Below are 15,689 nucleotides of genomic sequence, written 5' to 3' on the forward strand. Positions count from 1 at the left end.
GGAGCCGTTTTCCGTTAGAGATCACTACGATCTGTCGGATGACGGCTCCTTTTGATAAGGATCTGAGCTATTCCACTTTGACTATACGGAAATGCTGGTTCGTCCCGCCATTATCGCCCCATTGAATGGCTTTGGCTCCATCGGCAGTGGCACCTTCGGAAATGTCGATTAGCTTGCCCGTTGCCCGATTTTTCAGCTTATAATAGCCTCCGGTTACGGATACGAGCTGCCAATGCTGGCTGGACCAGCCTCCATCATTCCACTGTTCAATAACTGCGCCGTCTGCTGTAGCACCGCTTTCAACACCAATCAGCTTCCCGCTGTTCCGATTCACAATTTTATAATATCCGCCGCCTGCATCCTTAAGCTGCCATTGCTGGCTTGGCGCTCCGGAATTCGCACGCTGCTCTAAATCTGCTCCGTCTGTCGTCGCATTGCCAATGATGCCTAGCGGCTTGTTGCTCTTGCGGCTTACCAGCTGATAATAAGCATCCGGGTCGATGACCATCGGCGTAGTTACGCCCTCAACTACACCACTGGCGGTATCAATGCTGATGCTGTCGAACCAATCCATAGCTAATGAGGTCGCGGTTAGAAAACGCAGCGGCAGCCATACATATTGAGAATCCTGCACAGGACCGCTCCACGCCCCAGCCCAACGGTCGCCCAAATACAGATACGAGGTCGTCTGCGTACCTTCAACAGGAATGACGTAAGCCGACTGTGAACCATAGGTTGTACTATCCCCGAAGTTCATCGTATTGCTCCAGGTTCCTTCAATGCTCGATGCGGTAGCATACTTGGCCTGATTGGGATTCCAGCCGGTTGCCCCGGATGTAATCAGGAAGTAGACGTCTCCTTTTTTGAACATCGCTGGAGCTTCACGATATTGTCCTGGCCAAAGTGTAGTCACCAGCGATTCAACTTGAAGGAAATCCGGTGTCAGACGATAAATGTTCAGATCCGCGTTTACACGGGTAGCCGAAATCAGGTATGCAGTACCGTTATCGTTGTATACGGTCATATCGCGCGAATCATAATCCAGCGGACGGAAGCTGCCCTGATACGTATAATCTCCGTCTACAGTATCGGATGAGGCAACTGCCACTCGTGCTTCGTTGTAATTAATCCCGTTTTCCTTGTGCATCCATAATACGTATTTGCGTGTTTTTTCGTTATAAATCACTTTCGGACGTTCAATATTCGATACATTCAGCTCTGCGGCCGAACTGCTGGTCAGCACGTTTTTACGAAACTCCCAATTTTTTAAATCAGAGGAACGATAGGCGGAGACCGCCTTGAATGTTCCATTCGGATTACGATTTTCACCAAACCAATAATAATAACCGTCCACTTTAATCATCCCGCCCCCATGGGCATGGACCACGTTTCCATCTGTATCTTTAAACTGAATGCCATTTACTACATTCGCTGAAGCAGCTGAAGCGATCTTAGGTGAAAACATCTGAAAAATGCTTAACGAAAGCAAAATAGTGAGCATAATACACAGCAAGCGGGCAAAATCATATTTCATTGTTTCGTCCTCCTCTGTATGGTTATTTTAAAGCGCTTTCATTAATAGGATCTATGAAGTAGTTTTGATAGAACTGCTTATCCCAATTGTATCCATATTGAATTGAAAGTGCTAGAGTAGTATATTGACCATGTATATGGCAAGCGTCATCCCAATTTAACAGACTTTAATCAACTGGTGAGTGTTACAAACTGGCTAATATCCATTAGGTATACAGGAGGCGACCATGGAAATATACGCGATTGATACAAGCAAGCCGGAGGCTGAGGAACATTATGAATTACTGGTAAATCAGGTTTCACTGGAAAAACAGCACAAGTTGGATCGTTTTTTACATCGAGAAGACGCTTTGAGGGGGTTATACGCCGATGTGCTGTTAAGGTGGTTGGTTTGTCGGCAATTAAAAATACCAAATGCCAGCCTTCAGTTTACATACAATGCTTTTGGCAAGCCCTCCTTGTTGAATGCGCCGGCATTCCATTTTAATGTTTCCCATTCGGGAAAATGGGTAGTATGCGCCATTGATGATCACCCGCTTGGTATTGACATTGAACAGCTCCGTCCTATTGATTTTGAGGTAGGCAGGGTATGCTTTTCAGACACAGAGTACGATGCATTAATGCAGCAGGATGCAGAGAGTCGTTTAGACTATTTTTACGATCTTTGGACGCTCAAGGAAAGTTTTGTGAAGGCCGAAGGGCAGGGGCTGACGCTGCCGTTAAAGTCTTTTTCATTCGAGTTGGAAGCACGACCGTTTATAGGTTTCACGACAGAGGGTTTTACTACAGAGTATTGTCATTTTAAGCAGTATGAGCTAGACCCAGATTATAAAATGGCTGTCTGTGCAGCTCATGATCACTTTGCGCAGGAGGTACAGCAGGTAGATATAAATACACTACGTTTGGAAGTGGCAACCTTGGCGTAATATGCAGCAGATCAAGCATATAGTTGGAGAAAAGGAGATGAGTGGCGTTGACATTCGTTTTGTTCAAGCACGGCAGGTTATATGGGGACTGGGCTTCCAAAGGAGACTCCATCGTTGTACAGCATGGCCGCATACAGGCCATTGGATATGCCCGGGAGCTTGAATTGCAGTTGTCCGGTAAGGAGTACGAGACGGTGGATTGGGAGGGTGCCAATGTACTGCCGGGCTTAACTGATGCTCATATGCATTTGTCTATGCATGGTATGAAGCTGGCTATGCTGGATTTCACATCAGCTACTTCCAAGGACGAGATGCTGGCTATGCTGCGCAAGCGGGTCGCTGTAACACCGCCGGGAGAGTGGATTTTAGGACTTAATTGGAACGAAAACGCGTTTATTCCTGTTGAAATTCCAAATATAGCTGAGCTGGATGCCATTACAGATCAGCACCCGGTATATCTGACTCGTACGTGCTTTCATACGTTTTTGGCCAATTCAGAGGCATTTCGGCGTGCAGGTATTCACGAGAACACCCATGATCCGGCTTCAGGAGCCTATGGACGAGACGCAGAGGGACGGTTAAATGGTTTGATTTATGAGGAAGCATCCTTTGCCTTTACAAGCGTGCAGCCAGAGCCGGATTATTCGGCGAAGAAGGATACGATCCGGCGAGCTTGTCTGGATGCGCTACGGCTGGGTCTGACTGCTGCACACACGGAGGATTTACGTTTTTTGGGCAGCGTAGAGACGATGCAGCGAATTTACAAGGAGCTGCGAGAAGAAGGTCTTGCTTTTCGCACACACCAGCTCATCTATCATCCATTTATGGAAGAAGTGAAAGTACAGAAGCTCCGTGCAGGTACCGGAAATGAGTGGTTCAAAATCGGTGCGATTAAAATGTTTGCTGATGGCGCTATTGGTGGAAGAACGGCTTTATTATCCGAACCTTATAGTGATGCTCCACATACGTGTGGAATGGCCATCCAACCACAGCCAGAGCTGAATCAGATGGTGGCAGCAGCCAGAGCCGCAGGCTTTCCAGTGGCTGTACATGCCATCGGAGATGGGGCGGCGCACATGATTTTGACAGCGATGGAGGCCCATGGACTAACGGAGGAAAGCGGGTTGCCGGATCGTCTGATTCATGGGCAGGTGCTACGGGCTGATTTGGTTAAAAGAATGGCGAAGCTGCCGCTGATTGCAGACATCCAGCCTCGTTTTGTCGCAAGTGATTTTCCCTGGGTGCTGGATCGGGTTGGGAAAGAACGGACCGAGTATTTATATGCCTGGAAAAAGCTGCTGCAAGCAGGCATTCCGTGTGCTGGAGGCAGTGATGCGCCGATCGAGCCCCTAAACCCATTTCTGGGTATACATGCGGCAGTGACTCGCGCCAAGCCGGAAGAAATGCATGAGGGCTATCTTCCCGCTGAGAAGCTGGATGTTCACGAAGCCATTCATCTGTTTACTATGGGAAGCGCAGTAGCGGCTGGGGAAGCTGATGAAAGAGGGACAATCGCTGAAGGCAAAGCCGCTGACTTTACCGTTATTGACCGCGATGTATCGGAAAGTCACCAAGCTTTGCTTGATGTTAAGGTACGAATGACCGTTGTGAACGGGCAAGTTGCATACCGGTCGTAGGCTGGTGATACGTATGTATGGCAAAAGCCTTCAACTTCACTTTTTACGTGAGGTTGAAGGCTTTTGAATTTTTACAAGCCACGCTGTATGAAGCGGTCCGCATTTTTCACACTGGCCCACAGATCAGAGCTTGCGCCGCCTGGATACCAGTAGGCGAAGCCAGCAAATCCTTGATCCTGACCCAAGCGGTACTTACGAGTGATGGATCGCCCTTCTTCCAGCCATAGCTTATGAAGCTGAGTATCTTTGTAAGACACGGTATACTGCTGAATATCCTCGTTCCAGATCGGTTTGGAGGAGATACGGGACACCAGCAGATTTTGCAGATCTAGTGAAATATCAGAGGAAGCGATGGATTGCCCGTTAGCGTTAAGTGTCCAATTCCGTGTAAATAACGGCAGCGCCAAAATTGCTTTTTCCGGATCGGTGGTTTGTACAAAGCGCCGCACGCTTTCACGCAGCCATGGCAGGGAGGACACGGAGCCGGGGATCGAGCTCCCCCCCCAATGCTCGTCATATCCCATCAGGATTAGATAGTCTGCCACAGCGCCAAGCTTTTGATAATCAAAAGCGGCAGTCCAGTCCGTTCCGTAATCAGGAGATACACAGAGCGCCAGTACTGCATTTTGACTTTTCAACTTCGCTTTTAATTGTTGGACGAACAATGTAAGATAGGCACGGTCCTGACCATCTACATTTTCAAAATCAATGACAAGCCCGTCTAAACCATGTACAGATACAGCATTGGCAAGCTGAGTTATGGTTTTAGCCCGTAGAACCTCACTGGACAGAATTTGGTGTGTCAACGCCAGGTTGGAACGGTTGCCCACCATAGCCCAGATTTTTTTTTGATGCTGTTTGGACCAGGAAAGCAGCGAAGAGTTGGTGTAATCGCTGATACTGCCCGTTTCGTTCAGAAAAAACCAGCGTGGTGACAGGGTGTTGATGTTGGATTGAAGCACCGTATTTTGAAATTGCTGAACGGTTTGGTCATATTGCCAGCCTAATCGAATGGAAGAAGCGGTGGAAGCAGCTTGGCGAGCATGCTGTGTTGAATACGTCAGCAGACGCTCCAATAGTGCCGCTGTTTCTTCACGAGTGAGAGAAGATGCCGGGTGGAAATAGTTATTTCCACCTTTCATAAATCCGTAACGATTCACGGTGGTTACCCCTTCAAGAGCCCAATCTGCAATTTCGTCACGATCGGTGAAAGAGGATGTGGTGCTACCTGATCCGCCCGAAGAGCGGATGAGACGTGCAATCATTAAGGCTGCTTCTTGCCGGGTTATAGGACTGTTGGGTTGGAATGTGCCGGACGTTCCTCCCTGTACGATATCGAGCTGCGAAGCCGCTTCGATCCAACCGTAGTACCACGCTTGCTTGGGAACATCCCTATAGGAGGAGACAGCTGCTTGTACAGGCTCCAGAGCGAGGACACGATCCAATGCGGTAACCCATTCAGCTCTGGTAACGGCCTTTTTAGGTGAGAAGTAACCAGGTTGTGTACCGTTCAAAATTCCTTTAGCGTGTAGGGAAATAATAGACTGATAGGCGTAGCTGTGTGAAATATCTCGAAAAGCTACGCCGGTTGCTGCTGCCGGGGCAGCTAAGTATGAAGTGAATGCTGTGAATATTGTAATGGCTGTAGTTGCCGATAGAGTAAACCTGGTTAGCCAACGCGATCGTTTGGAACTCATCCCAATAACCTTCTTTTTTATGATAGATTGTAAGTGTATATATTGTTACTCGACGAATAATACTATCAAAAAGAGGAAAGTTATTCATTGCTAAATTGCTGGAAAAATACCAAAAAACCCGCTACCGATGGGTAACAGGTTTGATATTGGATAAACTATGCCTTTTTGGCATACATAATACCGATCGTTTGTGGACCACAATGACTGGATATAACACAGCCTGCTGTTGTTAACAGTACCTCTTGTGCGTTCGTTTCCTCTTTCAGACGTGCTTGCAACATCAGCGCATCTTCCTCAGCCAGAGCGTGCACGACAATGATCATATCGTTATCCATCAAATCCCGCTGGTTCAGGGCATTTTGCAGCATTTGTTCCAGTGCTTTTTCACGTTTGCCGCGGACCTTGTAGGCAGGCGTCATTTTTCCATCAATCACTTTGATTACCGGACGAATTTTGAGCAGACTGCCGATCAGGTTTTGCATGCCTGAGCATCTTCCGCCTTTATATAGATATTCGAGTGTATCAATCACAAATTCCGTGTCGATTAGCGGTCTGGTTGCCGTCAACATGTCTACAATCTGCTCTATCGTACTACCGTTTGCTGCCGCGCGAGCAGCTTTCATCACAAGCAGGCCAAAGCCGCACGAGAGATTTAGGGAATCAAAAACCGTAATGCGACCTTCTGGAAATTCGGAGGCAGCGAGCAGCGCATTCTGGTACGTCGATGATAGCTCGGAGGACAGACTTATATATAAAATGTCCTCTCCTTGTTCTATGTAGGGCGTAAAGGCTTGAATAAAATCTGCCGGAGAAGGTGCGGCGGTACGAGGTAAGCGTCCCTCGCGGCTGACACGCTGAAATAATTGTTCCGGGTGAATGTTCACCCCATCTTGCAATGCTTCATCACCAAATACGGTATACAATGGTACAATGCTAATCTCGTACTGTTGACGCCAGTGAGCAGGAACATCACTGGTACTGTCTGCAAAAATTTTAATTTTGTTCATACATTAAATCCTCTCTGTGAGATGCAGAAAAATCATAAAGATTGCACAGACGAAGGATAAATATCCGCCGTGCTATTCGGAATGGCGAGACCGATGGCAAGTAGTGCAATAAAGCCTACAATAATGAGTGCATTAATGATTAATCCAATAATAGCAAAGGTTTTCTTACGGTTTTTTAACGCAATGCCGATGATTCCGACCACAAGTCCGCTACAATTGAGCAGCAGGCTGCCTAAAAAAATAAAGGGAATCAGCATCGTTCCGGTTTGCTGCAAAGCGACTTCCGGGTTCATAGTTTGGTATTGGCTGAAATGAGCCATCAGATTAATGACCATAATAGCCAGAATAATATATCCGATCAGACTGACGAGCGACATAATAAAAGAAGCAATTCCGGGGCCGGAATGCTTGAGCTTGACCGGAGGCTGGAACACAGGAGCTTCTGAAAAAACAGGGTGCTCCTCAGACGCAGCAGGCTTTTGCAAATTAGGATCTTGGTTACTCATTTTTTCAACTCCTTGAACATAGTCCGAACAGGTACTAATTTTCCACAAAATAAACAAAAAAGCAAGCCACTTTACACATTACCCTCCAATAGACAGGGCTTAATCATCGAATTTTGTATGCGGTTTGTTTACACACACTGACTGGTAAACTTCATGCTGTTCCGATAAAATAAGAAGAACATTCGGGTAAAAGGATCAGTGAAAAGGAGTATAAAAAACATGCAACGAAGATGGATTATGGTAGGATCTATAATGATGATGTTGGCGGTAGCCATTGGAGCGTTCGGGGCGCATATTGTAAAAGCACGGATTGACGCGGATGCATTGGCCGTATATGAAACCGGTGTGAAATATCATATGATTCACGCTGTCGGATTGCTGATCATTGCGTTGGCTGCCGGACAGTGGGGCCCTTCGACCCGCTTAAGATGGGCTGCGCGGCTGTTGTTCACGGGTATCATTTTATTTTCCGGTAGCCTGTATGTGCTAAGTTTAACCGGAATCCGTGTGCTGGGTGCGATCACCCCATTAGGAGGCGTGTGTTTTATTGCAGGATGGATATTGTTGGCATGGGCTGCTGCCGGTCTAAAGAAAGAGAATTAGAAAGCTCATTGCCCCATTTTAAAAAAGAGAATCGATAGGAAAGACGCCATGCTTTTCCTATCGATTCTCTTTTTTCATGCTTACTTGTTCTAGTGAGATATTACATTTACGATGTGATCTCATCAATCTCATTCATTTTAAAGGAGTACACTTGCTTCTCATCAACATGATACACACTCAGCAGGTTATTATCATGATCCAGGTTGAGTATGCGGCATGGAATGCTGCGCTGTCCGCCGTAGCGGTTCACGATTAACCGTACAAGCGTATTATCATGTATATAGCGTTTGATCCATTCGTACGTACTAAGGTCTTGTTGTATTGCAGGCTTTGGCTGTACGTGGGATTGTTTGATCTCTTGAATAACGGGTGTCTTGTTCGTAATTGCGGCTGATTTCTTTTTGGAGAATTTTTCCGCAAGCGTAGCGGCTGCATCAGACGGGCTATTAACGGCCGACTGTTTTTTTAGATACAATGCAGCTTCAATTAAATTACCAAGTTCGATACCGGATTGAATCCGACTATCCGCAATTTGTTCGTTTTGGCTCAAGAGATGAAGCAGGAACTGAAGGGCCTCTACGTTCGAACGACCTTTAACTAATACATCAACATTAAATAAATAACTGGTTTCGTCTTGATTTGATTCCTTTTTCATACATCCTCCAGCCCAAGCCCTGGGTAATTAGTCTTTTGTAGTACCTATCAATATATCATTAAAATGTAATCTGTCATAGGGCCTAGGGCCCTGTTGTTGGACATTAGCAAAAATAAGTTCTATATAAAGCCCTATGCGCTAAATTTTTTCTGAATCCACAGGAAATGTACATTTTAGCATGTGTGTACATGAATGAGGACTGTATATGAGAAGAATGAATAGAGCTAAAGTATGCATATACCGAGAATAAGTGAGGTGGGGAATGAAATCAAGTAATTTAAATTTTAAATATTTTACAAAAAAGTATAGCGTGGCATATCTTCATTAAGGATCTTTTTGCGCCGAGAAAAAAATTAAAATCCCCCTTAACGAAAGAGGGATTTAGCATATCGAAAACATGGTATATTATAGTAAGCAAAAAATAAAGTGGATGTTATATTCAATCAAAATGGGATTCGTTGTGATTGAATATGATAGTCATGTTCGACTGCCCAACTCACAAGACCACTCCAGAAATTTTCACAGACTGAAATGATCTTTGTTGGTTCCGCTAAATCTCCGAACATAACCAACTTAACCAGATGATCAAATCCCTCTGGACGACCCGGCAGTTCCAGTGCTTCTGGTAGAACCATTGAGCCCGTTGAGAAAAGCTTCTGATTGTGTAACCCAACTAACATAGCTCCATATTGGGCAAACTGCATGATCAAGTACGGCAAGTAGGTACGAGGGCCATTTATAGTGACATTTCTAAGCTTTCCAATAAACTCATACATTTCACCTACAAGCACTTCGTTGATTGCATGCCTGAAATCTTCCTTTGTTGGGGATTCGGCAGCTTCCTTTAATATGGAAAAAAAGTCTTTAGGATCATACAGACGAAGTGGGGAAAAGAAGGGTCCATGTGTCAACGGCCACGTACCCTCAACAGTAGAGGCGGTTTTCAGAAGAATGTCTGAACTACAGACGTTCACCTCGGCTTTCCAGGGACCCGCCGACCATTCATGGCTAAAATCTACGGGAGCGTTGGATTCACTTAGTACACAAAACATTTCAATATCTGAGAAAGGGCCGTCCGTACCTTTGGCAACAGATCCATAGACCCCTATAGCTAGAATTTTGTCTTTGTATACTTCATGTAACCTAGCAGCTATTTCATGGCACGTCTGAAGCCTCTCATTTCGGGAAATGTGGACAGGTCCATTCATGTTCATTTGTGATTCTCCCTCCGTTTTTAGCAAGCATGGTATGGAGTGCTGTGGGGAAATAGCGACAAGTGAAAACATCTATTTTATCAGTAGTGTGGTGACTTATGAAGCCCTTTGTTAAGAGAACTAAAAACATTACGGTCAATAATTTTATTTTTCATTGTGTGATTAATGAAATGCCTAGCAGAGATTTTGTCAGTCTTAGAATATACTCTTCCAAAACTTCATTTTTTGAAGTGAGCTTTTCATGGAAGGGGAACTGGTCCATCAACCTTCATAAACCCAATACTTGTGCCCGTATCATTAAATATGCTATAGCACTCGGATGGGATTACAGCCAAGAAAAGAAACAGATGAAAATGGATCAGGCTGATTTTCTTATAGCCGAACTAGGCTTAGAGGACTAAGGTGAAGTGTTTGATTGTACGAACTAAGAGACTTGTCCAATCTACTGATTCGCCATTTGGTTCGCCATTCAGCGAGGGTTTAATTTCACCTGTGAGCCCTTGCCGCCCGTCTGGATTCCAGTTTCCTTTACACCGACTTCCTTCAGATCGCCCAGTAGACGCTCCAGCACCGCTTTGGCGACAGGTGCTTCTTTTGCGCCTGAGGCCTTAACGACCAACTGTACCGGTTTACCAGAACGCAGTTGTTTGTCCGCCTGACGCAGCTTCGTGTCGTAATCATGCTCCTCAATGTGAGCGGTGAAGCGAAGCTCCTTGACCTTTTCTTTACCATGGTTTCCTGCGGCTTGGCCGTTATTTGTTTTGCTTGCTGCGGCTTTTTTTTGCACAAGCGCTTTTCCTTTGCCCTTTGCAACCAAGCTGCACGGTGGCGGACTACTCATCAGTGAGGTGCAGACCAGGTCCACTCCCTTGGATCGGGCCATAGCCAAGGCTTCTGACTTGGAAACAACGCCGAGCTTCTCCCCCGAGAGTCCGGTGAGCACCACCTCGTCAGCTTTAATTTGCTCGTTAATTAATACTGCCACTTCAATGTAGCCTCCCTTAAACAATGATAAAACTATCATATACGGAACCTATGTGCGATTCAATTGAACTTCGATATATCCTTATTGACAAAAATCACTAACCCCTATACTCTTTTACTGATAATGATTATCATTTTCCGATGCATATACATACAGGGGTGATTGAGAGAAATGAAAAAGATGTTGAATGGCCTATTGTTATTTGTAGTTTTTGCGATTGTATTGGCAGGCTGCGGTTCGGCTGGGAATAGCTCGAAGACGGAAGGGGCTACAGGGTCTGAGCAGACATCTACAGCGGCTGGTCCGGTTACGGTTAAGGACGACCATGGGGAAGTCAAGCTGGACAAGCCAGCGGAACGTGTCGTTGTACTCGAATGGACGTTTACCGAGGATCTGATTGCACTTGGCGTACAGCCGGTCGGGAATGCGGACAATGCCAATTACAAGCTGTGGGTGACACCAGAGGCGAAGCTGGCTGATACCGTAACGGATATCGGTACACGGGGCGAACCCAATCTCGAAGCGATTGCGGCGCTCAAGCCGGATCTTATTATCTCTAACGCCGATAACAATGCAGCGATCTATGCACAGCTTAAGGGAATTGCACCGACGATAGAATACGATCCTTACAAAGGAAACGGCTATGATTACGACCGTATGGTCGAGATTTTCAAGCAAATCGCGGTGGCTACCGGTAAAACGGAACAGGCTGATAAAGTATTAAGCGAGCTTGACCAGCACTATGTAGAGGCAAAGGCAACATTGGAGAAAGCGGGCAAAGTAGACTTTCACTATGCGCTGACACAGGCCTTTACAGCTCAAAATGCTGCCAGTCTGCGAATGTTCAAGGATAATTCAGTTGTAGCGGGTACGCTTGCGAGAATCGGCATGGTGAACGACTGGAAGTCGGACCAGACTGAGAAGTACGGATTTAGTACCGTTGGAATCGAAGCTCTTCCAGCTGTACAGGACAGTAATTTTATCTACATTACGCAGAAGACGGACGATATATTTGGCGCTGCGATGAAGAACAACACGGTATGGAACGGACTGAACTTTGTTAAAGAAAAACGCACCTACCCGCTAGACGGTACAACATGGACTTTCGGCGGCCCAATTTCGTCCAAAGTACTGGTTGATCAAGTAGTTGGAGCTCTGACGAAATGACCCGAACGGACACAACGGGATTATCGAAGACTTGGCGTATAGGAAGCATCTTTGGGGGCGGCTTGATCGTCCTCATCGTGCTTTTTTTTGTAAGCTTGTGTTATGGGGAGGCTTCGATCCCGCTCCATACAGTCATCGAGGCGTTGACCCAGCGTCAGGATACGCTTGAGCATAACATGGTTTGGGATCTTCGGATGCCGCGTACGGTCATTGGAATCCTGGCTGGCGGTGCGCTGGCCATCGCGGGTGCTTTGCTTCAGGCCATCACTAAAAATCCACTGGCAGCTTCTGATACCCTAGGGATAAACGCTGGTGCCTACTTTGTGGTCGTACTGGGTGCGGTGATGTTTCCCGGATTGCTGCACCAGGCGCCATTTCTATTTGCCGCTGCTGGCGGTCTGTTGGCAGCGGTGTTGGCTTACTTTATGGGCGGGGGAAGAGCTGGAACTCCGATTCGGTTGGCGCTTGCCGGCTTGATCGTATCCATGGTTCTTGGTTCGTTCACCGGAGCGCTACATATCTTTTATTCATTTGAAACACAGGGACTGTTTCTCTGGGGTTCGGGCTCACTGGTGCAAAATGATTGGAGTGGGACGACTTACGCTTGGCCTTGGGTCGTAGGACTCTCGGTCATTGCTGTCTTGCTGTCAAGGCAGTTTGATGTGCTGGATCTGGATGAGTCCACATCCACGTCCCTTGGACAAAAGGTTAGCTTAACCCGGGCGGTGGGTATTGTATTGGCGGTTCTGCTGTCGACCATTACAGTCAGCGTCATTGGGCCCATCGGGTTTGTAGGTTTGGTGGCTCCGCATTTGGTGCGCCTAAGCGGGTTGAAAATGCATCGTTGGGTGCTGCCCGGTTCCTTCCTCTGGGGGGCACTGCTGTTGATCGGCGCAGACGTGCTGGCGAAAATGATTCACAAATCAAGCATGGATCTGCCAACCGGAGCGGTCATGGCCTTGATTGGGGCACCTTGGTTGATTTGGCTGATTTTGCGGAAAATGAAGCTGCCATCCGGTATCGGCGGACAGTCTTCCATGAACATAGGTGTGCGCTCTCGGAAATTACCGTTTGGCAGACTGGCTACAATATTTGCGTGCTGTGCCGTGCTGCTAACGGTATTCAGCCTGATGTTTGGAGGAATGCGCATTCCAGTGGGGGATCTGCTATCAGGCCTGTTTGGCGGGGAGAGTGCGAATTCGGCTTTGCTTCAATTTAGAATACCACGTACGCTGGTGGCGGCCGGGGCTGGTATCGCGCTTGCGGTCAGCGGCGTCTTGATCCAACTAGCGGTTCGTAATCCTTTGGCGGATGCCTCGATCATTGGAGTTTCGTCAGGGGCTGGTTTCGGTGCGCTTGCAGTGATTATCGTGTGGCCTGGGCTGCCTATTTATATGCTGCCCATCGCGGCGATTGCTGGAGCGACAGTGTCGGCAGCGGTGATCTTCTTTTTATCGTGGAACAAGCACCTAAATCCGTCAGTGGTCATCCTGCTTGGGATTGCCGTATCTGCCATCGGATCAGCCGGTATTCAGGTGTTGATCATCCAAGGTTCGCTCTGGGGTAGCACAGGCTATATCTGGCTGACTGGTAGCACCTACGCTCGAAACTGGGGGCAGGTGGCAACCATTCTGGCCTTTCTACTCGTGTTGTTGCCAGTAGCATGGTGGCTGGCTCGCCGTTTCGATCTTTTGGTATTTGACGATAGCAGCGCTATGGGACTGGGGCTTCCGGTGCGCCGCACCCGGCTGTGGGCGATGGTAGTAGGTGTGCTGCTGGCGGGTGGAGCAGTAGCCTGTGTGGGTACAATCGGCTTCATTGGGCTGATTGCTCCGCATATCGTGCGTACGTTGATCGGGCACCATGTACGCCGTTCCATTGTTCTGTCTAGCATCTTGGGAGCGGTCATGCTGGTGCTGGCGGATACGATTGGACGGACCGTGCTTGCGCCGACCGAAATTCCTTCTGGATTGCTGATTGCACTAATCGGTGCACCGTATTTTCTGTACTTGATGTACCGCTCGAATAAGAGTAAATCTGTGTAGTTGAGATGACACGAACAGGCTGTTTCCAAGCGGATTCTCCGTGAGGAAGCAGCCTTTATTATTTTTTTCTATGTAATCATCTGAGGAATCATCTGAATTAAATATTTACAAATCTAATAAAGTAGATATAATGTGAAGTATGGAACCGTCATTGATTTATAAAGCTTTGTCGAACGAGACTCGTCGTCTGATTATGCAGTGGTTAAAAAAACCAGAAGATTATTTTGATGAGCAGGCTTATTTAAAGCAAGGGCTCAATTTTCAAATTGGTGTATGTGTGGGAGATATTCAGGCCAAATCGGGACTTGCACAGTCTGTAATCTCAAGTTATTTATTAACGATGCAAAAATCCGGTTTGTTAGAGTCTGAGCGAGTAGGAAAGTGGACGTACTACCGTCGGAATGAAAAAACAATACAGGAATTTGCCGAGTACATCCAAAAAGAACTATAAACAGAAAGGAGTTTTTTTTCACATAACATATCTATAAATCTATATATATAATTAATTGGAGGCTTATACTTAAATATGAAAAAGGTTAACCCGTTACTTATTATCATTCTAGCTTTGGGCGTGTTCGGCATTATTACAACGGAAATGGGGATTATAGGCGTTCTTCCCCAAGTCACTCAAAAATTCAATATATCAGCTTCCCAAGCTGGTTGGCTCGTCAGTATATTTTCTTTCGTTGTTGCGATCTCAGGACCGTTTTTGACCTTACTCGTTTCTGGCATGAATCGTAAAGTTGTTCTATTAATAGCAGTATTCAGTTTTGTTATTTCAAATCTTGTCTATGCCTATACTACTCATTTTGAGGTCATGCTCATTTTTCGTGTTCTTCCTGCAATATTTCATCCTGTCTTTTTTTCAGTTGCCCTCGTGACCGCATCTAATCTTGTTCCCCCTGAAAAGAGCAGTAAAGCCGTCACCAAGGTTTTCGCCGGAATCACGGTGGGATTTGCTTTTGGCGTACCCTTGACTTCTTATCTTGCTGAGAAAATAGCGTTAGAAGCTGCTTTCTGGTTTGGAGCTGTCGTAAGCATGATTGCATTTGTAGGAATCCTCATATGGCTTCCTTCTCTACCTGTTCAGGAAAAAATGTCTTATGGCAGACAGCTAAGTGTATTACGCAAGCCTCAATTATGGTTCAATATTGTGTCAGTTATTTTTATCTTTGCAGCTATGTTTTCAGTGTATAGCTATTTTGCTGAATATCTTGGAGAAATAACCCGTATGAACGGGTCATGGATCAGTATGATGCTGATGGTCTTTGGAATCGTTATGATTTTTGGGAACTTTTTATTTGGGGGATTACTACATAAAAATCTGACAAAGACTGTCATCACGTTCCCGTTGCTATATATGGTCATTTACGTACTCACTTATGCTCTGGGTACTTCTTTCCTACCGATGATTGTGGTTGTGCTCATTTGGGGAGCTGTACATTCCGGAGGGCTAATTATTAGCCAAGCATGGTTAACCACTGAAGCGAAAGAAGCTCCAGAGTTCGGTAATAGCCTATTTGTCTCATTTTCTAATCTCGGTATTACGATAGGGGCTGCTATGGGTGGGTGGTTTATCTCTCACTTGGGAATACACCAGCTCATCTGGAGTGGAATGATGTTTGCACTGCTAGCATTTTTATCGGTTATCATAAAAATAAAAATGTTCAAATCAAATGCAACGGAAGCTAACGTGCGTTAAAATATGGAGAGG

15 protein-coding genes are annotated in these 15,689 nt (G+C 46.3%); 8 read left to right on the plus strand and 7 right to left on the minus strand.

Annotation, left to right across the window (positions count from 1 at the left end; translation table 11 throughout):
• Window positions 1-67: 67 nt before the first annotated feature.
• The gene (locus tag MKX36_RS07480; RefSeq protein ID WP_340864467.1) at window positions 68-1,534 is read right to left on the minus strand and encodes an RICIN domain-containing protein; all 1,467 of its coding nucleotides are present in this window, start codon (window positions 1,532-1,534) and stop codon (window positions 68-70) included.
• 226 nt (window positions 1,535-1,760) lie between these two features.
• Here MKX36_RS07480 and MKX36_RS07485 point away from each other — a divergent pair, with 226 nt between their 5' ends.
• Together MKX36_RS07485 and MKX36_RS07490 are read left to right on the plus strand one after the other, a co-directional pair.
• On the plus strand, window positions 1,761-2,459 hold the full coding sequence (locus tag MKX36_RS07485; RefSeq protein ID WP_340864468.1) for a 4'-phosphopantetheinyl transferase family protein: 699 nt from the start codon (window positions 1,761-1,763) through the stop codon (window positions 2,457-2,459).
• 47 nt (window positions 2,460-2,506) lie between these two features.
• Window positions 2,507-4,096: an amidohydrolase gene (locus MKX36_RS07490; RefSeq protein ID WP_340864469.1), complete on the plus strand. Its 1,590-nt coding sequence runs from the start codon at window positions 2,507-2,509 to the stop codon at window positions 4,094-4,096.
• Between the two features lie 71 nt (window positions 4,097-4,167).
• On the opposite strand, the gene MKX36_RS07495 is transcribed toward MKX36_RS07490, so the two are convergent.
• The 3 genes from MKX36_RS07495 to MKX36_RS07505 all read right to left on the minus strand — a co-directional run bounded on the left by MKX36_RS07495 (window position 4,168) and on the right by MKX36_RS07505 (window position 7,306).
• A complete protein-coding gene (locus MKX36_RS07495) occupies window positions 4,168-5,793 on the minus strand; it encodes an S-layer homology domain-containing protein (protein WP_340864470.1) in 1,626 nt (541 codons plus the stop codon).
• A 155-nt stretch (window positions 5,794-5,948) separates the two neighbouring features.
• The gene (locus MKX36_RS07500) at window positions 5,949-6,800 is read right to left on the minus strand and encodes a DegV family protein (RefSeq protein WP_019686795.1); all 852 of its coding nucleotides are present in this window, start codon (window positions 6,798-6,800) and stop codon (window positions 5,949-5,951) included.
• Window positions 6,801-6,832: 32 nt separating this feature from the next.
• On the minus strand, window positions 6,833-7,306 hold the full coding sequence (locus tag MKX36_RS07505; RefSeq protein ID WP_017426689.1) for a hypothetical protein: 474 nt from the start codon (window positions 7,304-7,306) through the stop codon (window positions 6,833-6,835).
• Between the two features lie 219 nt (window positions 7,307-7,525).
• Here MKX36_RS07505 and MKX36_RS07510 point away from each other — a divergent pair, with 219 nt between their 5' ends.
• On the plus strand, window positions 7,526-7,909 hold the full coding sequence (locus tag MKX36_RS07510) for a DUF423 domain-containing protein (RefSeq protein WP_016820461.1): 384 nt from the start codon (window positions 7,526-7,528) through the stop codon (window positions 7,907-7,909).
• Window positions 7,910-8,015: 106 nt separating this feature from the next.
• Here the strand turns inward: MKX36_RS07510 and MKX36_RS07515 are convergent, their stop codons facing one another.
• Together MKX36_RS07515 and MKX36_RS07520 are read right to left on the minus strand one after the other, a co-directional pair.
• On the minus strand, window positions 8,016-8,564 hold the full coding sequence (locus MKX36_RS07515) for a hypothetical protein (protein ID WP_016820460.1): 549 nt from the start codon (window positions 8,562-8,564) through the stop codon (window positions 8,016-8,018).
• 443 nt (window positions 8,565-9,007) lie between these two features.
• On the minus strand, window positions 9,008-9,778 hold the full coding sequence (locus MKX36_RS07520; RefSeq protein ID WP_025364484.1) for an ANT(4')-I family aminoglycoside nucleotidyltransferase: 771 nt from the start codon (window positions 9,776-9,778) through the stop codon (window positions 9,008-9,010).
• 98 nt (window positions 9,779-9,876) lie between these two features.
• On the opposite strand from MKX36_RS07520, the gene MKX36_RS07525 reads away from it, so the two are divergent.
• Window positions 9,877-10,179, plus strand: a complete 303-nt coding sequence (locus MKX36_RS07525; RefSeq protein WP_017426691.1) for a hypothetical protein — start codon at window positions 9,877-9,879, stop codon at window positions 10,177-10,179.
• Window positions 10,180-10,247: 68 nt separating this feature from the next.
• Here the strand turns inward: MKX36_RS07525 and infC are convergent, their stop codons facing one another.
• The gene (gene infC / locus MKX36_RS07530; RefSeq protein ID WP_019686800.1) at window positions 10,248-10,763 is read right to left on the minus strand and encodes a translation initiation factor IF-3; all 516 of its coding nucleotides are present in this window, start codon (window positions 10,761-10,763) and stop codon (window positions 10,248-10,250) included.
• Window positions 10,764-10,934: 171 nt separating this feature from the next.
• Between infC and MKX36_RS07535 the strand changes: the two genes are divergently transcribed.
• From MKX36_RS07535 to MKX36_RS07550, 4 genes are all read left to right on the plus strand, one after another.
• Entirely contained in the window at window positions 10,935-11,930 is a 996-nt protein-coding gene (locus MKX36_RS07535; RefSeq protein ID WP_340864471.1) for an ABC transporter substrate-binding protein, read from the plus strand.
• Window positions 11,927-13,975, plus strand: coding sequence for an iron ABC transporter permease (locus MKX36_RS07540; protein ID WP_340864473.1), 2,049 nt, complete (start codon window positions 11,927-11,929; stop codon window positions 13,973-13,975). Before MKX36_RS07535 ends, MKX36_RS07540 begins: the two co-directional genes overlap by 4 nt.
• 139 nt (window positions 13,976-14,114) lie before the next feature.
• Window positions 14,115-14,426, plus strand: a complete 312-nt coding sequence (locus MKX36_RS07545) for an ArsR/SmtB family transcription factor (RefSeq protein WP_014599587.1) — start codon at window positions 14,115-14,117, stop codon at window positions 14,424-14,426.
• A gap of 75 nt (window positions 14,427-14,501) precedes the next feature.
• Complete coding sequence (locus tag MKX36_RS07550; RefSeq protein ID WP_340864474.1) at window positions 14,502-15,677, plus strand: MFS transporter; 1,176 nt, start codon at window positions 14,502-14,504, stop codon at window positions 15,675-15,677.
• The last annotated feature ends 12 nt before the right edge of the window (window positions 15,678-15,689 follow it).

It is taken from the genome of Paenibacillus sp. FSL W8-0439, assembly GCF_038008995.1.
Taxonomy (GTDB): domain Bacteria; phylum Bacillota; class Bacilli; order Paenibacillales; family Paenibacillaceae; genus Paenibacillus; species Paenibacillus polymyxa.